This is a genomic window from Ancylobacter dichloromethanicus (genome assembly GCF_018390645.1).
In the GTDB taxonomy this organism is placed as follows: Bacteria; Pseudomonadota; Alphaproteobacteria; order Rhizobiales; family Xanthobacteraceae; genus Ancylobacter; species Ancylobacter dichloromethanicus.
The window spans coordinates 218674-238917 of record NZ_JAHBGC010000038.1; the positions used below are offsets into that span (position 1 = coordinate 218674).

A 20244-nucleotide genomic window follows, 5' to 3' on the forward strand; every position below is an offset into this window, starting at 1 on the left:
TGAGCGCATGGTGCAATTCAACGACTGGTGTGACGGAGCCGATACTCCACTCGGCAACCACCACCTCCACATCAAGACCGGCCGCGCCGTCGATCGCCCGACAGGCGTCCAGCTGACGGCCACAGCGGTGCCTGGTCACTATGCGGCCGAAGAGCGAGTCGCCCGCGCATTACGTCGCCTCGGCAAGCCGGGGGCTGCCGACCTAGTCACAGGGTTGTTGCCTCAGACAAAGCAGATCCGTTCCGGCGATCTCGGTGAAATCTACGCGACCGAATGGATCGACGCACATAGCGGCTATCGCGTGCCGATCAAACGTCTGCGGTGGAAAGATCATCGCAACATGGCAATGCGAGGAGACGATGTCATCGGCATGATCCTTGACCAGGCCACTCAACGGCTCCGTTTTCTCAAGACTGAGGCCAAGAGCCGTGCCTCTCTCCGCGCGCAGACCCTTACGGAGGCGCGCGCTGGTCTGGACAAAGACAATGGGCGGCCTTCATCGCACGCGCTGTCATTCATATCAGCGCGCCTGCTTGAACTCGCGAACGAGCCCCTGGCAGACGCAATCGACGACGCACTGGTGCGTCACGGCATCCCGTTGGCGAGTGTCCAGCATCTATTGTTCACGTTCTCGGGCAACTCGCCGCAGGCGTTGCTGACGCAGTCGATTCAAGCCTATCCCGGGCAGATCAACCAGTGGGGCGTTGGTCTCCACGTCGACGGCCATGCGGCCTTCGTCGGCGCTGTCTATGATCGTGTGATCGCGAATGCCAACCAACCCTGACGCCATTTCAGCGGCCATTACCGAGGCGGCCGCAGCCGGTTTTCGAGGCAGGCTCATCGCGCAAGGCCAAGCCCGCGCCATGATTTGGCGGGGCGGCGTCCTTCCACCCGACGCGCCGCAATTCTCGCCGCAACTCAGCTACGATCTTCACAGCTACGCCTACGGACTACTTGGCCTTGGCCTGCGAATGCTGGAGATGAATGGCGATCCCGCCCAGGCCCGGGTCGCCTTTGTGCAGGCGGCAACCGCCCTTGAGTCCGTCATGGCCAAAGGTAATCGCGGCGAGTCGGATCGGGACTTCCATTTCGTGATGGCAGCCGCCAGCTACCATCTCGCGCAGCTTTCGGCGCGGGCCTATTCGCTCCTCGCAATCGTCGTAAACGAGGAGAACTTCTCGCCGCTTGAAAGGACTCTGGCGCTGCTGATGCGCAGGGACATCACGACCTTGCGTACACTTGTGCATGATTATCGTCTGAACGGCGAAGGATCTGACGCACGGATCACCGGCTTGTTTCAGGCGCGGCTCGCTGAAGAAAACAATGAACCGGCTGGCCAAGAAGCTCCTGAACGCGATGGTCATGACTTCCTTTGGGAAGGCCTAGACATCGCCCTCACCGACAACTTCTTCGGCGCTATCTCGATCTTCCTGCTGGCGCTCGACCGGGGCGAACGTGCCTTGGTCGATCAGGCGATCGGACGCCTACGGGAAAGCCTCGCCATCTGTGCAGAGCTCAACCTGCTTCCGCAATGGTGGGCTCATCGCATCGCGATCCATCTTCTGTCCGATCTCTGGTCCAATACGTTTCATGAAAAGATCCCCTTGATTCCCACAGGCGGTGCCGCTGCCGACTGGCTCGGCTTGCGATCACTTTTCATCGCCTCTCTTGGCGTCCGGCCAAAGGCTGAAATCGACCTCTGGCCATCGCAGATCGAGGCGGCGGCTCGCGCCGTCAATCAGTCCGATAATCTCGTCGTCTCACTGCCGACCAGCGCCGGCAAAACCCGTGTCGCGGAGCTATGCATTCTTCGGTGCCTTGCAGGCGGCCGGAGGGTCATTTTTGTGACACCGCTAAGGGCTCTCTCAGCCCAGACGGAAGCGAACCTCCAACGTATCTTTGGGCCACTCGGTAAGACGATTTCGGCTCTTTATGGGAGCATCGGCGTCTCCGGCTTCGACGAAGACGCTATTCGGGAACGCGACATCGTGGTCGCCACACCGGAGAAGATCGATTTCGCGCTTCGCAATGATCCTTCACTGCTCGACGATGTCGGTCTGCTGATTTTCGACGAAGGCCATATGATCGGCCCAGGCGAACGTGAAGTTCGTTACGAAGTCCAAATTCAGCGCTTGCTTCGCCGACCTGACGCCGATCAGCGCCGGATCGTGTGCCTCTCGGCAATCCTCCCAGATGGAGATCAGCTGGAGGATTTCTCCGCATGGCTACGCCGCGATCAGGCTGGCGGGCCTGTCAAAAACGATTGGCGCCCAACGCGTCTCCGTTTCGGAGAAGTCAGTTGGAATAGCCCGAATGCACGCCTGAACCTCCGTGTCGACGGCGAACGCCCGTTCGTGCCTCGGTTCTTTACTGGCTTCATTCCGCAGCTTTTCGTCAAACCAAAAAGGAAGCGAACGAAGATATTCCCCTGCGACCAACGAGAGCTTTGCCTCGCCACGGCTTGGCGCCTGGTCGAAGACCGGCAAACGGTTCTCATCTATTGCCCGCAACGCCGGAGCGTGGAGCCATACGCCGAGGTCATCGTCGATTTGCACGAACGCGGCGCGCTGCCGTCGCTCCTAGAAGTGGAGCCTGCGGTGCTCCAGACGGCCATCGCTTTGGGAGAGGAATGGCTAGGCCCAAATAGCGATATTCTGAAATGCCTCCGGCTCGGCGTTGCGCTCCATCACGGCGCTCTGCCCACGGCCTACCGGAAGGAAGTCGAGCGTCTCCTTCGCGACGGCATCCTCAAAGTCACGATCTCGTCGCCGACCCTTGCCCAAGGGCTGAACCTGTCGGCCACCGCTGTCGTCATGCACTCGCTTTATCGCAACGGCGAGATGATCAAGGTCTCAGAGTTCAAGAATGTCATTGGGCGCGCCGGCCGAGCCTATATCGACGTCGAAGGCCTTGTCCTTTTCCCGATCTTCGAGGATCGACGGAGCAAAAAGCACAACGAATGGGTCCAGCTGATTGGAGACCCGGGCGCGCGGGAGATGGAAAGCGGCCTGATCCAATTGCTCACGGCCCTTCTCCTGCGCATGCACAAAATCGTCGGCGGCGACCTCAATCATCTGACAGAGTACGTCGTCAACAACGCGGCTGCTTGGAATTTTCCAGAGGTGCCGGGGGAAAAGCCCAAAGACCGGGATGACGCGCGGAAGCAATGGGAAACGCACCTCGCGACGCTCGACACCGCGATCCTCAGCCTCATTGGCGAAGAAGATGTGCCGGATGCCGACATCGAGGCGACGCTCGACGCGATCCTACAATCATCTTTATGGCAGCGACGGCTTCTGCGAACATCGAACGAAACTCGCATCGCTTTTAAGTCCACGCTGCTGACCCGAAGTCGGCATATCTGGGCCAACTCCACCCCGGCAAAGCGCAAGGGCTACTTCCTTGCGGGCCTTGGCTTGGCAGCAGGCCAAGCTCTGGATGCCGTCGCACCGGAGGCCAATCAGTTGCTTGTTCAGGCGAACGGCGCTCTGCTCATTGGGGATAGCGACGTGGCGATCGCTGCGATCACCGGCATTGCCGAGCGTGTATTCCCTTTCCATCCCTTCTCGCCGGATCCGCTACCCGGCAATTGGCGGGACATTCTGCGCTTTTGGCTTCGCGGAGAGCCTCTGGCGGCCTTGGTTGCCAATGGCGATGGTGACGGCTTGCGGTTCATCGAAGATGGCCTTGTTTACCGGCTGCCGTGGGCCATGGAGGCGCTACGCGTTCGAGCGGCCGCAAATGGCGATGTAGTTGGCGGTCTCGGCGCGGTCGCCGCGTTAGAAGATCATGAGCTTGGTCTAGCACTGTCGGCGGTCGAAACCGGCACCATGAACCGGTCAGCCTCGATCCTGATGCAAGCTGGATTCAACTCGCGCCTCGCCGCCATCAAAGCCGTAAATGACACAGGGGCGACATTCGAGACCGGGCACGACTTGAGAATTTGGCTCCGCTCGCCTGAAGTGGCCGCTTTTGTCGACCAGCCGGACTGGCCAACGCCCGAAACACGAAGCCTTTGGCTCGATTTCGCGCAGGAGTTCGCTCCAGGCGCCAGCCAAACTTGGTCGGAGCATATCTACTTGGCGAATGTAAACTGGACCACTTTGCCGCCGCCTCCAGGATCACCGGTTTCCCTGTATCACTGGAATGGCCAGCCTCTCGTCCTGTCCCCCGAAGGATTGTCACATGGCGTCCTCCCTTACGCATTGAACGCAGGTCGCCGTGGGCTTCTACGGGCCACTGTCGCAGCACAAGGTGGACAACTCGATCTCGTCTATCTCGGCCCGGACGACCTTTGGAATGTGTAGGAGGGCGAATGATGAAGCCCCACGCGTCCGCTGCGTTCACGCTGTTCGTCGAGACCCTCCGGTTCCGTGGCTGACGACAAGACTCGAAGATCGGCGTCGCCGAACTGCCTCCAGCTCCGAAGCCCGGCCGTTTGGGAGTGAATGGCCCGCTGATGGGGAATGTGACCGCAATCTGGGAGCCCGGGAGGGGAAAGCCTTCCCCTGCGGCCGAGCCAAGGTCTCGGCCGACCCCTTCTGCGGGGAACCCCCGCAACGCCCCTCAGAGTGAGAGTGGGGATCAGAGATCCATGACGGGTTGAGTGTCGAGAGAGAGGCTCCCGGCGCCCGTCATGGAGTTTAATCCCATGAACATGCAGGTTCTCGACGCGCGCCGCGACATGAGCGGCGGCTACAAGGTGGATGTCAGCCGCGGCGAGCGGATCGGCCGCGTCTCGTCGGAGTGGTTTTACCGGCCCGACGACGAGCGCTACCTTTCCCTGTCGGAGTTGGCGGACTCGGTGCGCAGTCGGTCGGAGCGCAGCCGGACACGCGTGGTGGAAACAGCGCTCATCCATGTCGAGGCGAGCCGTACCGATCCGGAACGGTTGTCTCTCATCCTGCCGGGCTCGGACACGCCCGTCGCGCCGACGCACTGGAGCTTCGGTCAACTCGCTGCCCAAGTCGGCGCGCCGGCCGCTTATCTGCGCCAGCTCCCGGCCGCGCTGGCCGGCATCAACCTGCAATATGGCCTGACCTCGCATCGGGCCTTATCTTGACTCTGTGATCCTGTCTCAGAATCAGGCATGGAGCCGCGTCACCGGTGTTGCGGTGAAGCTCTTCAGACGTCCGGGTCAAGCGTTCCCGCAGCGTAAGCGAGGACAACGCTTGACGCGGCGGCGACTCCACAAACTTGTCAAGGGGTGCAGGCAAAGTCCTGCACCCCTGCCACGCGGCGAGCGGGAGAGCGCGAGGGGAACCCCTCGCAATCTAAACAAAAAGAGTCGCGCCGAAGGCGCTCCGCTTGGGTGTGTGCGTGCAATTGTATTTTACGAACCTTGACGCGCTGTCGCGTCCGCTTCCGCTTTCCATTGATGGCCTTGCAGTGAGGATCGTGCCCGGCGCGCTCGACGTTGGCGAGCGCGCCGGGCTGATTGACGGCATGCCGTTCATTCTAATGGATGACGGGAGCTACGATCTCCATCTCAATCGGTTCTTCCGCGCCTGCCCAGGTATGGGCGCGCGCTCGCCGAACACCTGGCGCTCCTACGCGCGGGACATTCTGGTCTGGGCCCGCTTTCTTTGCGAGCGGCGCGGCGGGAAGACAGTCTGGCAGGCCGACCGTCATGACGTTCTGGCGTTCCATCGGGCCCGGCGGCTATCGGCGGCTCCCTATCGCATCTCGGCGGCGAGCTGGAATCGGAGCGTTGCGGCGCTCGATAAGCTCTATCGGTGGGCCGTCGAAGAAGGGATCATGACGTCCTCGCCCTTCAGCTACAGCGTGACCCTTCGCAGGACGGCGGGGACTCGCGCGTTGCTGGCTGTGACGGCGAACCGCTCGCGCGAACGTGCCGCGCGGCGGCACGATATGCGTTTCGTCAATCTTGGCAGCTATCTGCTGTTTCGCGACGTGGGCTTGCGGGGAAGGCTGCCTGACGGTGCCGAAGACCCGACCTGGCGTGGCCGCAATGGCGAGCGCAACGCGCTGTTCGCCGAACTCCTGGTCACGACCGGTCTGCGGTTGTCGGAGGGCGGCAGCCTGTTACTCGCCGATCTTCCGCGCAAGGCGGACTCCGGCATGCGCTCGCTCCCGTTTGACCTTCCCGGCGCGGTCGCCAAGGGCGGACGACCGCGCCGCATTCGCATTCCCCGCCGGGTTTTGAGGCTCATCAACGACTACATCGATCTTGAACGCGCGATCTCGGCAGCCCGGTCAGAACCGATCGTGTCCAATCCGCTTTGGTTGACGCCGGATGGCGAGAAGGTCGTCGACGCGATGGGCAAGCGGGTCCGCGTCGACCGGCTGACGCCGGGCGAGCGCGGCCGTGCGTTGACCGGCGCGCCCGGCAAGGCGCAGCATGCCCTCCTTTGGCTAACGGAAGGCGGCGAGCCCGTCCCGTCAGCAACCTGGGAGGCGGCCTTCCGCCGCGCCTGCGCGCGCTGCCGCCGTTTCGGCATCGACGTTAACGTGACGCCACACACGCTGCGGCACACCTTCGCCGTCAACATGCTTTCCATGCTGATCCGTGAGCAAATCGGGGTGGTGTTCGATCCGCAGGATCGGCATGGCGCAGCCTACCGCCGGATTCTCGGGGATCCGCTGCAGAAGCTCCAGCACCTGTTAGGCCACGCCAGCGTGACCAGCACCTACATCTATCTCGACAGTCTTGCCGAGGCGCAGGAACTGGTCGACGCGGCCGCTGATCGCTGGGCCGAAGATGCGGCCGGTGACGCGCAATGACCGATCTGACAGCGGGGCCGGTGCGCCGGCCGGGACGCCGCGCATTGTTTCCTGAGGCGTTGCCTGATCCCGAGGGCGAAGCCGCCATCGCCATCGCATCGCTCCGATTCACCGTCACCCTCGCGGATCGCAGTATTACGATCGATCTGACCGCGCTGTCTGGCCGCAAGGTGTTGGCCCAACCGCTTGCGGGCGCGCTCTGGCGCGCTTGTCAGGTCGGCGGCCCGGCCGGCTCGGTTTCGACCGCGGCAGCTTATGCCAACGCACTCAAGTTCTTCTGGCGCTATCTCGATTCCACAAAGCCCCGCGTCACTCGTATCTCAGATGTAAGCGCAGCTTGCTTCGACGGATTCGATGCATGGATGGACGAGAGTGGTCTGCATCCCAATCATCGGCTTCACCGCATGAGCAAGGTGCTCAATCTGTTCCGGCTCGCCGAGGCCGCCGAGCCGGGTTGTCTGCCGCCCGATGCCTCGCGGCGGCTGATGTACACGAGCGACCGACCAGGCGTCCGTGCCCTGCCACGTGATGCTTATGGCGATCCCATCGCCACAGCATTGCGGAATGCTGCTCGCGCCGATCTCACCACACTGATGGGTCGCTTTGCCGAGACGGATCGCATTTCGACGCTCAAGGATGCCGATCGGACCAACGCTTTGCAGGTTGCGCACGAACGCGCGATGGTTGTAGTCGACGCCGAAGGCGTCATTGGCCACCGGCATCCTATCTTCAAGCAGCTCTACACGCTTCGCCGCGAGAGTGGCTTGCCGAACGATCGCTTGGTCTACGATCTGCATGGCCGCAGGTATCTGCTCGCCGCCGATCTCGTGCCGCTGATGATTCTGCTGTCGCTCGATACCGGGCTGGAGATCGAAGCGATCAAGGAGTTGCGGGCGGATTGCCTGAAGAACCCTGCAGGCGGCTATGTCGAGATCGAGTATTGTAAGCGGCGGGCGCGCGGTGCCGAGTGGAAGCGGTTGCGCGTGCGTGATGGCGCTTCATCGACACCGGGCGGCCTGATCCGTAAGGTGCTGCAATGGACCGCTCCGGCGCGAGGCCGGCTTGCCGCCGTCACGCTCTGGGCTCACTTCGCCTGGGGGCGGTTGACCCCGCGCGTCCTCGCCACGAGGGAACTTGTCGCTTCATGGACCGAGCGACATGGTATTTGCGATGAAGAGGGGAAGCCTCTCCGGCTCAACCTGACACGCCTGCGCAAGACGCATAAAGCAGCATGGTATCGGCAAACCGGCGGTCAACTCGACCGCTTTGCGGTCGGCCACAGCGTGGCCGTTGCGGCCAATCACTACGCCGATATCCCCGCGCTTCGCCATATCCACGAAGCCACCATCGCCGACGCCATGGGGGACGCGCTCGATGCGGCTCTGCATCCGTACGTCCTGTCATCCGAGCAGGAGGCAGCCCTTCGAGCCGATCCGGACAAGGCTGTCGGTCTGCCGGTTTCCGGCGGCGCGTCTGTCAACGCTCTGCTCAGCGGCGAGCAGGATGTCTGGCTCGCCAGTTGCGGTGGTTTCTACAAGGGCCCGTTTGGCGCCGAAGGGGACGCTTGTCCGTCACCATTCTGGGGGTGCCTCGAATGCAGCAATGCAGTGATCACCGCACGCAAGCTGCCAGCGCTTCTGTCGTTTCTCGGCTTCATCCGGGCGCAACGACAGTCGCTCAGTGAAGCCGACTGGATCGCCAAGTTCGGCCGCGTTCATGGGCGGATCGCCGATCAGATTTTGCCGCGGTTCAGTGCGGCCGAGATCGAACAGGCCGGCCAGCTCGCGGCATCGGACCCGACGCTCACTTACCTGCCACCGGAAGCTGGAGCACCATGATGCCCTCCGCTAACAACGCTTCGCTGGAGCCCACATCGCTTCCATCGGCCGTCTATGGCGACGACGAGCCCGTGCTTGCCGGCATTCCGGTCAGGGAGGATGCCGACCGAGCGCAATTCCCGCGCTTTGGCGATGACCACTGGGATTTGGGAGCTGCCATCTTCCGGGTGAACGCCCGCTACAGCAATTACCGGCTCAATTTCGCCCGTATCATCGATCCTGTGACCCGGCGGCTCGCCAAGGAGTATGTGCTCACGCGCCTGCGCATCCATGTGCCAGGATACCGGGCGCCGTGTGGTGTCGCTTGGGCGATCCGGCTGCTGCGCTACATCCAGCATTTTGCGGCGTTCCTCAACGCGCACGTTGGCGCCGTCGATCTGCGCCGGATCGACCAGCCCGTCCTTGACGCCTATCTGGTACACGCCCGCGATGGTGGCCGGCGAACGCCACACGAGACAGTGAAGTACGTCGAGGTCCCCATCGACCTGCATCATCTGTCGCCATGGCTGTCGGAAGGCGGCATTGGCTTTCTGCCGTGGCGTGGGCGTGCGGCTCACCATGTTGCCAAGCGGCCGCCGGCACCGGCCGAGAATGCTACGCCGCGCATTCCCGAACCAATCATCGGCGCCATGCTGCGCTGGTCGCTCAAATACGTCGAGGTCTTTGCGCCGGATATCCTCGCAGCGCGAGCGGAGCTTGATGCCCTCGAAGCTCGTTGCGAGCAACTGATGGCGCAGGACGCCCGGGCCGGACAAGCGCTTGCCGAGACTTACCGCGCCCGCCTGATCAAATGGCTCGAGGCGCGCCGGATGGCCGGCAGACGCGTGCCGATCTGGGAGCGCGCACCCAATGTCGCCCGCCGCATCGACCCACAAACCGGCGCAGAGACACCTCCTTACAATCTTCACCTGATGCGCCTGCACGTCGGCGCTCCCGAGAGCGGCCGTATCAGCCAGTCCGAACCGACGGCACGGATGATTGATCAGGCAGCGGCCGAGCTCGGGACTGAGGTCGGCGGTCTCGATACGCCGATCTCCGTCGACCCGGACACCGGCCTGCCGTGGCGCGAACGCTTCGACGGCCTGAGCCTTGCCCGTGAGGAACGCATGCTGCAGGGCGCCTGTTACGTTATCTGCGCCTATCTCACCGGCATGCGCGACAGTGAGGTGCAGGCCATGCAGCCAGGCTGCGTGTCGACGGAGCGCAGCGCCGACGGCTTGATCGAACGCTACCGGGTGCGCAGCACCGTCTACAAGCGGCAGGGTGCGCGCGGCGTGACGGCCGACTGGATCACGATCGAACCCGTCGCCCGCGCCGTTGCAGTGATGGAGATCCTCTCGGCTCGCAATCGTCGTGAGAAGGGGCTATCGTCCCTATGGGTGGCGCTGAAGGACTGGCCCTGGAGCGCGGATCATCTCGGCATTGGTGCGACGCCGACGCTTAATCTTCTCCGCGAAGGTCTCGATGCGCGTTCTGGCAACGAACCGGTCATTCCTCGGATCGCGGATGAGCCCTGGAAGTTCACGACCCGGCAGCTTCGCCGCACGATCGCATGGTACATCGCCAACCGGCCGTTCGGCACGATCGCAGGCAAGATTCAATACAAGCATGCTTCCGTCGCCATGTTCGAAGGCTATGCGGGCTCGGCCCATGGCGATTTTCGCTTGGCGGTCGAGCGTGAACGCGCGCTCGGTCAGCTCGACGACATCGTTGCTCATTACGAAGCGTTTCTTCATCATGACGGTCCGGCGGGACCCGGTGCCACGCGATTGCGACGCGAGTTCGCGCGTGTGCAGGATGAGCTTGGCGATCTGCCCGGCCGGATCGTGGACCGCAAGCGGTTGCGCACGATGCTCGCCCATCTCGGTCGAACCTTGCACGTCGGCTTTCTCAACGATTGCCTGTTCGAAGCCGCGACCGCGCTCTGCCTAGCAGCCTCGCCGGATCCTGAACGGACTGCACCAGCCCTGTCGCGATGCAGCCCAGACCGTTGCCCCAACGCTTGCCTGACCGCGCGCCACCTCCAACCATGGCGGGCCTCGATCGCCGAGGGCGAAGCTTTGCTCAGCAACGGTCGCCTGACGCTGCTGCAACGCGCAGCCATTACGCAGGACAACGAGCGCAAGCGCCGGCTGATTGCACCCCTTATCGATGGTGGTACATGACCACGCGAACGGGTCCGAAGAGCGAGGCGGCATTGAGGGCGGCAATGGCACGACTGCTCGACGGTCGGCCCGAGCGCACCGACGGCCCGCTCACCGTCTCCAATCTGGCGCGCGAGGCCGGCGTCAGCCGGGCAACGGCGAACCGCGCGGTCGATCTTCTCGCCGAGTTTCGTGCTGCCGAAGCCCGCCACCGGCGATCATCTCCTCAAGCACTAAAGGATCGCGTCCGCTCCCTTGAAGCCGAGCTCCGGGCCGTGCGCGGTGCCGAGATGGCCGAACTGCGCGCGCTGACCCGCACGCTCGCGCAGCACATCCAGGTGCTGACGTTGCAAGTTGCCGAGCGTGATGAGGTGATTGCCGGCTTGCAGGATGAGCTGGCGCGATCGAATGAGGCTAAGGTCGTTCCGCTGCGGCGCTCGCCGCGAGACGGCGCTGGCTGAGAGCCACGCAATATCCTCACCGCCGGCAGGTCCTGCGGCCATCGGTCATGGCCGACGTCTCCTGTGCTCGCCCGTCGAGGCAGGGGCTCGGTTGTGGCAGACGCTGCCGGCCCGTCAACCCTGTTCCGCACCAGCAACCGTGAACAGGGTGTGACGGCCCGGCTCGCCGCGTCTGCCCCTGCCGCTTCGCCCTCGACGGAGAGGGCGAGCATAGGAGCCACCCATGACCACCGATACCAACAGCCAGGCCCAGACCGGCAACGACATCTACGAGCGCGTCACCAACCAGATCATCGCCGCCATCGAGGTCGGCGCCGGCGAGTACCGGATGCCCTGGCATCACGACGGATCGGCCATCACCACGCCCGTCAACATCGCCTCGCGCAAGGCCTATCGCGGCGTCAACATCCTCTCGCTCTGGGCTGCGGCGCAGGCGTCCGGTTATGCCGCCGGCATCTGGGGCACTTATCGCCAATGGCAGGAGCTCGGCGCCCAAGTCCGCAAGGGCGAGCGCGGCCATCTGATCGTATTCTGGAAGATCAGCGATCGCAACGGCGAGGCGGAGCGTCAGGACGGCGACGCAGATCAGGACGCGGCCGCCCGACGTCTATTCGCCCGCGGCTACACCGTCTTCAACTGCGCCCAGGTCGACGGCTACACGCCGCCCGAGATGCCCGTGCTTCCCGAGGTCGAGCGCATCGCGCACGCCGAACGCTTCTGCGCGGCGCTGGGCATCGACATTCGCCACGGCGGATCGCAGGCCTGCTACATCCCATCGAAGGACTGCGTGCAGATGCCCGAGTTCGCTTGCTTCCGAGACGCTGTTGCCTACTACGCGGTGCTGCTCCACGAATGCGGTCACGCTTCCGGCGCCAAGCATCGCCTCGACCGCGATCTGTCCGGACGGTTCGGCTCGGCCGCCTACGCCATGGAAGAATGCACGGTCGAGCTTCTCAGCGCCATGATTTGCGCCGACCTCAACCTCAGTGTTGAGCCACGACCCGACCACGCCCGCTACATCGCCTCCTGGCTCGAAGTGCTGCGCTCCGACAAGCGCGCCATCTTCACGGCTGCGAGCAAGGCACAAGAGATCGCCGACTGGATGAACGCCCGGCAAGCCAATGCTCATCGGCACGAAGTCAGGGGCGCCGCGTAGGCGCCCCCTCAGTGGGCCGTTTCACGGGCTCCACCGGGTGCGATCAGTTGACCGCACCCTCCCGGAACAGCGTCTCGATCAGCGGGCATTCCGGCAACGTCCCGTCGGCACATTGTGCGACAACCTTCTTGAGCACCCGCTCCATGCGCTTCAGATCGGCGATCTTCGCCTGCACGTCCTCAAGGTGTGCGGCGGCGACGGCGCGCGCCTCGGCACAGGGCTGGTTGCGCTCGTCGACGAGACGCAGCAGCTCACGGATTTCATCAAGGGAGAAGCCAAGCTCGCGCGCCCGCAACACGAAGCGAAGGCGCCGCTCATGCGACGTGTCGTAGCTGCGATAGCCGCCAGCCGTGCGCGGCGGTTCGGGCAGAAGACCGACCTTCTCGTAATAGCGCACGGTCTCCAGGTTGCACCCCGTCCGTTGGGCGAGCTCGGCTCGCTGCAGGCCCTTCACCACGGCGTGATCGCGCATCGCAAAATCCCTCTTGACCCTGTAGCGACTACAGACCCCATGGTACGGCACGCATAGGATTTCGACAAGGAAAGAGAGAACGGACATGGTCGCATCGCGATCCGGAACGGCAGGCACGGCGCCCCCTGCGGCGGATCTTTCCGCGTCAGAGCGCGGTGAGGTCGGACGGCAGCGTCTGATCGCCGTTGGCGGCATTTTCGGCGCGCTCGCCGCCTCGTCCTGCTGCATCGTGCCGCTGATCCTGTTCAGCCTCGGCATCGGTGGCGCCTGGATTGGCAATCTAACGGCACTTGCACCCTACAAACCGATCTTCGTCGCCGGCACCGCGGGCCTTCTCGGTTACGGCTTCTATCTCGTCTACTGGAAGCCGCGGCGAGCCTGCGCCGAGGGTGCCGCTTGCGCGCGCCCCATTTCCAACCGTCTCGTCCAGCTCGCGCTCTGGATCGCGACTGTGCTCGTGATCGCCGCCTTCGCCTTCGACTACGTCGCCCCGCTACTGCTTCGCGCCTGACACCAAAAGGAGACCCGTCCGATGAACAAATATTTGAGCGCACTCGCCCTGATCGCCTCGATGATGACGGCATCGACTGCATTCGCCGGCGAGCGCACGATCACCTTCTCCGTCGACAACATGACCTGTGCCTCGTGTCCCTACATCGTGAAGAGTTCGATGGAGGGGGTCGTCGGCGTCGCAAAGGTCGCCGTTTCGTTCCGCGCCAAGACCGCAACCGTGAGCTTCGACGACGCGAAGACGAACCCCGACGCCATCGCGACCGCCAGCATGAACGCGGGCTATCCGGCCCATCCGGTGAAGCAGGGCAGTTGAGGTGAATGACCGCGCTCTGATCCGTGCGGGCACGGCTGGCGCCGTCCTCGCTGCGATCTGTTGCGCGACGCCGTTTCTCGCCGGAGTCCTGCCACTGGCCGGCCTCGGCGCATGGCTGGCAGGTGCGGGTCCGGTTGTGCTTCCCCTGATGGTCGCGTGCTTCGCTCTCGTCGCGTGGGCTATCCATCGTCGCCGTGCAAAAGCCGACCGCAGCGAGACCAAGATTCACAACGAAGGCGTGAAGCCATGAACGACTGTTGCGCATCCTCCTCGTCCCGGGACAAGCTTGCAGCTTCCGCATCCACGACGCTCCCGAGCTACACCGTGCGGCCGGGCGTGACGTTTCCGGATTGGTCTGTGGTCAAATCACCAGCGGTCAAGGATGCCCTGCAAGCAATGGTCGGGTCCGGCCATGTGTTCGATCGCTGGAGTGGCTACGATCCCGCCACGGACCGCGTTCGTGTTGCGCTGCTTAAGCTCTACGCCGAGGAAGGACGAGCCCCGACCACGGGCGCGCTTGCGGAGCGCGCGGGGTTGAGCGAGGCAGCCATCCGGCCTCTGCTCGAAGAACTCCGTCGTCGCGACCTTGTCGTGCTCGACGGCGAGCGGATCGTCGGCGCCTATCCCTTCACCGACCGGAACACCGGGCACCGGGTCACACTCCACGGACGTGTTTTCAACGCCATGTGCGCTGTCGACGCACTCGGCATTGGCGCCATGACTGATCTCGACATCACGATTGCATCGCGCTGCCGCCATTGTGGCGCGCCAATCCGGATCGCCACGCGGGACCAAGGACGGGTGCTTGCCCAGACCGAGCCGCGGACGGCCGTCATGTGGCAAAGCGTTCGCTACGAAGGCGCGTGTGCTGCGAACTCGCTGTGCGCGACCACCGCCTTCTTCTGTTCTGACGACCATCTCTCCGCCTGGCGCCGCCAACAGGCTGGGGACGAGGCCGGGTTTCGGTTGTCGATCGAGGAAGGGCTGGAGGCTGGTCGCGCTCTGTTCGGGCCGAGCCTCGCCGGCCTCGAAACGGCGGCACAATCGTCGGTCGGCTCGACATCGAAGTGCGCTGTAGTGGCGGACCGCTTTCGCACGAACGGTCGCAATGGTGGCGCCTACGATCTCGTCGTCATCGGCGCCGGCTCGGCCGGCTTCTCGGCCTCGATCACGGCCGCCGATCAGGGCGCGCAGGTGGCGCTCATCGGCAGCGGCACCATCGGCGGCACCTGCGTCAATATTGGCTGCGTGCCGTCGAAGACTCTGATCCGAGCCGCGGAGACGCTTCACAACGCGCGCGTGGCAGCACGTTTCGCCGGCATCACGGCGGAGGCCGAACTGACCGACTGGCGCGGAACCGTTCGTCAGAAGGACGCCCTCGTTTCCGAACTGCGCCAGGCCAAGTACACGAACCTGCTCCCCGCCTACAACGGTATCGCTTATCGCGAAGGACCGGCGCGCCTCGTAGAAGGTGGTGTCGAGGTGGACGGCGCGCGCATTCCCGCCGGCAAGATCATCATCGCGACCGGCGCGCGGCCGGCGGTGCCCGCCATCCCTGGCATCGAGACTGTACCGTATCTCACCAGCACGACCGCGCTCGACCTTGAGGAGCTACCGCGATTGTTGCTCATCATCGGCGGCGGCTATATCGGAGCGGAGCTCGCCCAGATGTTCGCCCGCGCCGGCGTCAAGGTCACGCTCGTATGCCGGTCCCATTTGCTTCCCGAGGCCGAGCCCGAGATCGGTGCGGCGCTGACGGGATATTTCGAGGACGAAGGGATCACCGTGGTCTCCGGTATCGCTTACCGTGCGATCCGCAAGATCGAGAACGGCATTGCGCTCGATGTTTCACGCGACGGCCAGAACACGACCATCGACGCCGATCAAGTGCTGATCACTACAGGGCGCGCGCCCAACATCGAAGGCCTTGGGCTCACCGAGCACGGCATCGCCCTCTCGCCGAAGGGCGGCATCGTCGTCGATGACCGCATGCGGACCACCAGGGCCGGCATCTATGCTGCGGGCGACGTCACCGGCCGCGACCAGTTTGTCTACATGGCCGCCTATGGCGCCAAGCTCGCCGCCAAGAACGCCCTCAACGGCGACAGCTTGCGCTACGACAACAGCGCCATGCCCGCCATCGTGTTCACCGATCCGCAGGTGGCGAGCGTCGGCCTGACCGAGGCTGCGGCGCGCGCGGCCGGGCATGCCATCCGTGTATCGACAATCGGCCTCGACCAGGTGCCGCGGGCGCTCGCAGCGCGCGATACCCGGGGGCTCATCAAGCTTGTGGCCGACGCCGGCAGCGGCCGGCTGCTCGGCGCGCAAATCCTCGCCCCGGAAGGCGCCGACAGCATCCAGACCGCGACGCTCGCGATCCGGCAGGGCCTTACCGTCGACGACCTCGCAGATACAATCTTTCCGTATCTCACCACCGTCGAGGGCCTGAAGCTCGCAGCGCTGTCGTTCGGTAAGGATGTCGCCAAGCTCTCCTGCTGCGCAGGCTGAGCAGCCGCCAAGGTCCGTGAGCGATCCGCGAATCTGTCTCACGCGCCGAGATGGGTCGGGAAGCCGCAGATTTTCAGGCAAACGCCGCTAAATCATCCGGCTGAGACAGCTTGACTGTTCAGATAAGTGGCGGAGCAGATGAAAACGCTCGAAACCGACAACGGCCGAATCGAGCTTCGCGCCGTCACCGGCCCCGACTATGGCCGGGTCTACGATCACGAGCTGGTCGAAGCGGTGCAGCGGATTGCCGGCAACGGTACTGGCGACACGCGCTGGAAAGTGCCCGGCGTGCTGGACTGGTCGACGGGCGTCTACAATCCCCGCGTCGACATCACGAAGGACACGACGACGCTCTATGCCTCCGATCGCGACGTGTTCCTCTTCCTCGTGGACGATCTCAACCCCATCGAAGCCGGCCGGCTCCCGGATGGATCGCCTGACCTCTACTTCCGCGGCTTTTACTGCTGGAATTCCGAGGTTGGCGCGAAGACGCTCGGCATGGCGAGCTTCTATCTCCGCGCGGTCTGCCAGAATCGGAATTTGTGGGGCGTGGAGGATTTCGAGGAAATCACCATCCGGCATAGCAAGTACGCGGCGTCGCGTTTCGCCCACGAAGCGGCGCCGGCACTGCTGAACTTCGCGAACTCCTCACCGATGCCCTTCATCAACGGCATCAGGGCGGCGCGCGAACGGATCGTCGCGAAATCGGACGAGGACCGCACCGAATTTCTGCGCAAGCGCGGATTTTCCAAGGCCGAGACGGGCAAGATCATCGACACCGTCCTGGCGGAGGAAGGCCATCCCCCGGAGTCGATCTTCGACTTCGTGGCGGGCATCACCGCCATTGCCCGCGAAAAGACCAATCAGGATGCGCGGCTCGATCTGGAGGGCAAGGCCAAGAAGCTGCTCGACCGCGCCGCCTGACCCGCGGAGCCGGAAGCGTGTTTCCGGCTTTGCGCATTCGTGCCTTTCCATTTCCCCGTATCTGTGGCGCTGCCCTCCAAGAGTGAGAGGGCGGCGCTTCGCTTCGTGACGAGTTCGGGTTCGAGAGAGAGGCTCTCGGCGCTCGTCGCGGAGTAACCCCGATGGCAACTGCCGTTCAGAAGATCGTCTTGTCGTCCGCGCGCGACATCCCCTTCAACAAGCTGGTGCTGAGCCAGTCCAACATCCGGCGCGTGAAGGCCGGTGTTTCGATCGAGGATCTGGCCGCGTCGATCGCGCGGCGTGGCCTCATCCAGAGCCTGCATGTGCGCCCCGTTCTCGATGGCGAGGGCCAGGAGACCGGCATGTTCGAAGTGCCCGCCGGCGGCCGCCGTTATCGGGCGCTGGAGATGCTGGTGAAGCAGAAGCGCCTCAACAAGACCGCGCCGGTGCCCTGCGTCGTCGGCGCGACCGACAGCGGCATCCTGATGGAGGAAATCTCGCTCGCGGAGAATGACGAGCGCGTGCCGGCCCATCCGCTCGACCAGTATCGCGCGTTCCAGGCCATGCGCGACAAGGGCATGACCGAAGAGGACATCGCCGCGGCGTTCTTCGTCGACGTCAATGTCGTCAAGCAGCGGCTGCGCCTCGCATCGGTTTCGCCCGCGCTGCTCGACATCTATGCCGAAGACGGCATGGAGCTGAAGCATCTCATGGCCTTCACCGTTTCGCAGGACCATGCTCGCCAGGAGCAGGTTTGGGAGACGATCCGCAATAGCTGGCAGAAAGAGCCCTATCACATCCGCCGCATGTTGACCGAGACGACGGTGCGCGCCTCGGACAAGCGCGCCGTCTTCGTCGGTATCGACGCCTACGAGGCGGCCGGCGGCGTCGTGATGCGCGACCTCTTCGAGTCGGACGACGGCGGCTGGCTTCAGGACGTCGGGCTTCTCGACCGGCTCGTGTCCGAGAAGCTCACGACGATCGCCGACGAAATTGCGACGCACGGCTGGAAATGGGTCGAGGCCGCCGTCAGCATTCCCTACGGCGTCGCGCACGGCCTGCGCGCGATCAAGGGCGTCCCTCTCGACATCACCGCCGAGGAACAGGCGACCAGCGACGCGCTGCAGGCGGAACTCGACCGCCTGACCGCCGAGTATGAGGACGCAGATGAACTGCCGGACGAGATCGACCAGCGCCTGGGCGAGATCGAGGCCGCCCTTGACGCCCTCGACGAACGTCCTGTCCGCTATGCCCCCGATGAGATAGCAATCGCCGGCGTGTTCGTCAGCATTGATGCCGACGGCTCGCTGTCCGTGGATCGCGGTTATGTCCTGCCTGAAGACGAGCGACCGGTGGAGGTCGCCGCTGACGAAACGCCGGAGGACGAGGTCGATCCCGAAACCGGCGAAATCCGCACGCCCGCCGTCCAGCGCGCGGTGATCACCATCGGCGGCCAGCCTGTGCAAACCGAGGAGGAGGACGAGGACAACGGCATCAAGCCGCTCCCCGAACGTCTCGTGATCGAGTTGACGGCCCATCGCACGCTGGCGCTGCGCAATGCGCTGGCAGAAAATCCGCACGTCGCCATGACGATGTTGCTGCACAAGCTCCTCAGCGACACGTTCATCCACACCAACCCGACCGGCTGCCTCGAGGCGAATGTTCGCCACATCTTCTTCTCGGCCCAGTCCGAGGAGCTGAAGGACAGCCCTTCCGCCCAGGCGGTGAATGATCGCCACGAACGCTGGGGGGATCATGTTCCCGCCGACGATCAGGCTCTCTGGGACTGGCTGACCAATCTCGATGACGGCACGCGCATGGAGCTGCTGGCCCTTTGCGTCAGCTACGGCGTCAATGCGCTGTTCGAACGGCCGAACCCATATTCCGGCTCGGGCGTCAGTCAGCACGGTCTCGACGTGCGCATGGCACAGGCCGATCGTCTCGCGCGCGCGACCGGGATGAACATGGTGGTGGCGGGCTGGAAGCCCACGGTCGGCAATTATCTCGGCCGCGTGACCAAGCCTCGTATTCTGGAGGCTGTCCGTGAGGGCGCCGGCGAACGGGCCGCCCAGCTCATCGACCATATGAAGAAGGGCGACATGGCCAAGGAGGCCGAACGCCTGCTGGCCGACACCGGCTGGCTGCCCGAGCCGCTGCGCATGTCGGATGACACCGCTCCCGCCGACGCGCAGCCCGCCGTACCGGTGGGTGGCGACGAGGAGCTGCCGGCATTCCTCGCCGATGATGGCGAGGACGATGACCTGGCCGAGGCCGAAGACGACGAACCGGCGGCCATGATCGCAGCCGAATAGCACCTTGTCGCGGGGCGGTTCGGCCACCCCGCGCACTCCTTCAGCCCCCTCTCAGCCCGGCCTCGCGCCGAGTTTTCTCGTTTCAGGAGCTGTCATGGCCGAATATTTTACCCATTTCTCGTGCCTGCTCGATGTCGGCACACCCGAAAACGCCGCCCGTGCGCTCGACCTCTACAACACGCTGTCCGAGGCGGGTGCATCCGAAGAACCGCCTTCGGATGGATTCCGGCTCTCGATCGAGCCCGAGCACGGCGGCACCAAGCTCTGGATGCGCGATGATGTCACCGGCGATCCCGAACGGCTGATCCAGTTCGTCAAACGCTGCGCCGTGGAATTCGGTCTCACCGATCGCTGGGGCTTCCAGTACGCCAACACCTGCTCGCGGCCCCGGCTCGACGGCTTTGGTGGCGGCGCCCACGTCCTCGATCTCGCCACGGGCGAGACGGTGGCCTGGGCCTACACCGATGGCTGGCTCGCCGAGACGCTATCCGACGATGGAGAGCGGATATGAGCATTCCCGACCATGCCCGGAGCAATTTCCAGACGCTGCTGCGGGCGGCAGCGGACGGAAATCTCGCGCTCATGGAATGCCTCGATGCCGAGACCGGTGCCCAACGCTATGTCATCTGCGCCGTAGGGCGCGATGACGGAGACTATGTCTTCACACCCTTCGGCCATCTCGCCGAGGGCAATCCGTATGACGCCTATCTGCCGCCACATCCTGACGATCCGGGCGGCTTCGTGTATCCCGAGACGCCTTCATAGTTGAGGGAGTCCGCGCCTTCCGCCCCATCTTCAAAGCGCCCCGCCTAACGGCCGGGCGCTTTTTTCATGCCAGCCTTCGAGAGTGAGAGGCCCG

15 protein-coding genes and 2 pseudogenes are annotated in these 20244 nt (G+C 64.1%); 16 read left to right on the forward strand and 1 reads right to left on the reverse strand.

Features of this window, described 5'->3' with window-relative positions:
- Nucleotides 1-7 precede the first annotated feature (7 nt).
- The 8 genes and pseudogenes from KHC23_RS17295 (at nucleotide 8) to KHC23_RS17330 (ending at nucleotide 12343) form a co-directional block, all read left to right on the forward strand.
- On the forward strand, nucleotides 8-784 hold the full coding sequence (locus KHC23_RS17295) for a Hachiman antiphage defense system protein HamA (protein ID WP_213374087.1): 777 nt from the start codon (nucleotides 8-10) through the stop codon (nucleotides 782-784).
- Complete coding sequence (locus tag KHC23_RS17300) at nucleotides 768-4307, forward strand: DEAD/DEAH box helicase (protein ID WP_213374089.1); 3540 nt, start codon at nucleotides 768-770, stop codon at nucleotides 4305-4307. The genes KHC23_RS17295 and KHC23_RS17300 overlap by 17 nt, the downstream gene beginning before the upstream one ends.
- 344 nt (nucleotides 4308-4651) lie before the next feature.
- Nucleotides 4652-5053, forward strand: a pseudogene (locus KHC23_RS17305) (DUF932 domain-containing protein); the annotation flags it as partial.
- A gap of 260 nt (nucleotides 5054-5313) precedes the next feature.
- Entirely contained in the window at nucleotides 5314-6744 is a 1431-nt protein-coding gene (locus KHC23_RS17310; RefSeq protein ID WP_271188598.1) for a tyrosine-type recombinase/integrase, read from the forward strand.
- A complete protein-coding gene (locus KHC23_RS17315) occupies nucleotides 6741-8582 on the forward strand; it encodes a hypothetical protein (RefSeq protein WP_213374091.1) in 1842 nt (613 codons plus the stop codon). The genes KHC23_RS17310 and KHC23_RS17315 overlap by 4 nt, the downstream gene beginning before the upstream one ends.
- Complete coding sequence (locus tag KHC23_RS17320) at nucleotides 8579-10747, forward strand: hypothetical protein (RefSeq protein ID WP_246544702.1); 2169 nt, start codon at nucleotides 8579-8581, stop codon at nucleotides 10745-10747. Before KHC23_RS17315 ends, KHC23_RS17320 begins: the two co-directional genes overlap by 4 nt.
- Nucleotides 10748-10791: 44 nt before the next feature.
- Nucleotides 10792-11187, forward strand: a complete 396-nt coding sequence (locus KHC23_RS17325; RefSeq protein ID WP_246544703.1) for a hypothetical protein — start codon at nucleotides 10792-10794, stop codon at nucleotides 11185-11187.
- 223 nt (nucleotides 11188-11410) lie between these two features.
- A complete protein-coding gene (locus tag KHC23_RS17330; RefSeq protein WP_061026723.1) occupies nucleotides 11411-12343 on the forward strand; it encodes an ArdC family protein in 933 nt (310 codons plus the stop codon).
- A 43-nt stretch (nucleotides 12344-12386) separates the two neighbouring features.
- Here the strand turns inward: KHC23_RS17330 and KHC23_RS17335 are convergent, their stop codons facing one another.
- Nucleotides 12387-12815 (reverse strand): MerR family transcriptional regulator, encoded by a 429-nt coding sequence (locus KHC23_RS17335; RefSeq protein ID WP_213374093.1) that lies wholly within the window; start codon nucleotides 12813-12815, stop codon nucleotides 12387-12389.
- Nucleotides 12816-12900: 85 nt separating this feature from the next.
- On the opposite strand from KHC23_RS17335, the gene KHC23_RS17340 reads away from it, so the two are divergent.
- From KHC23_RS17340 to KHC23_RS17375, 8 genes and pseudogenes are all read left to right on the forward strand, one after another.
- The gene (locus tag KHC23_RS17340; protein ID WP_213374095.1) at nucleotides 12901-13326 is read left to right on the forward strand and encodes a mercuric transporter MerT family protein; all 426 of its coding nucleotides are present in this window, start codon (nucleotides 12901-12903) and stop codon (nucleotides 13324-13326) included.
- Nucleotides 13327-13359: 33 nt separating this feature from the next.
- Nucleotides 13360-13641, forward strand: a complete 282-nt coding sequence (locus KHC23_RS17345; RefSeq protein WP_425514565.1) for a cation transporter — start codon at nucleotides 13360-13362, stop codon at nucleotides 13639-13641.
- 1 nt (nucleotide 13642) lies between these two features.
- Nucleotides 13643-13891 (forward strand): MerC domain-containing protein, encoded by a 249-nt coding sequence (locus KHC23_RS17350; RefSeq protein WP_061026727.1) that lies wholly within the window; start codon nucleotides 13643-13645, stop codon nucleotides 13889-13891.
- The gene (gene merBA / locus KHC23_RS17355) at nucleotides 13888-16149 is read left to right on the forward strand and encodes a bifunctional organomercurial lyase/mercury(II) reductase MerBA (protein ID WP_213374097.1); all 2262 of its coding nucleotides are present in this window, start codon (nucleotides 13888-13890) and stop codon (nucleotides 16147-16149) included. The genes KHC23_RS17350 and merBA overlap by 4 nt, the downstream gene beginning before the upstream one ends.
- A gap of 129 nt (nucleotides 16150-16278) precedes the next feature.
- Nucleotides 16279-17073, forward strand: a pseudogene (locus KHC23_RS17360) (DUF932 domain-containing protein); the annotation flags it as partial.
- 161 nt (nucleotides 17074-17234) lie between these two features.
- A complete protein-coding gene (locus KHC23_RS17365) occupies nucleotides 17235-19385 on the forward strand; it encodes a ParB/RepB/Spo0J family partition protein (protein WP_213374099.1) in 2151 nt (716 codons plus the stop codon).
- A gap of 94 nt (nucleotides 19386-19479) precedes the next feature.
- The gene (locus KHC23_RS17370) at nucleotides 19480-19896 is read left to right on the forward strand and encodes a hypothetical protein (protein ID WP_213374102.1); all 417 of its coding nucleotides are present in this window, start codon (nucleotides 19480-19482) and stop codon (nucleotides 19894-19896) included.
- Nucleotides 19893-20150, forward strand: a complete 258-nt coding sequence (locus tag KHC23_RS17375) for a DUF6117 family protein (RefSeq protein ID WP_213374104.1) — start codon at nucleotides 19893-19895, stop codon at nucleotides 20148-20150. Before KHC23_RS17370 ends, KHC23_RS17375 begins: the two co-directional genes overlap by 4 nt.
- The last annotated feature ends 94 nt before the right edge of the window (nucleotides 20151-20244 follow it).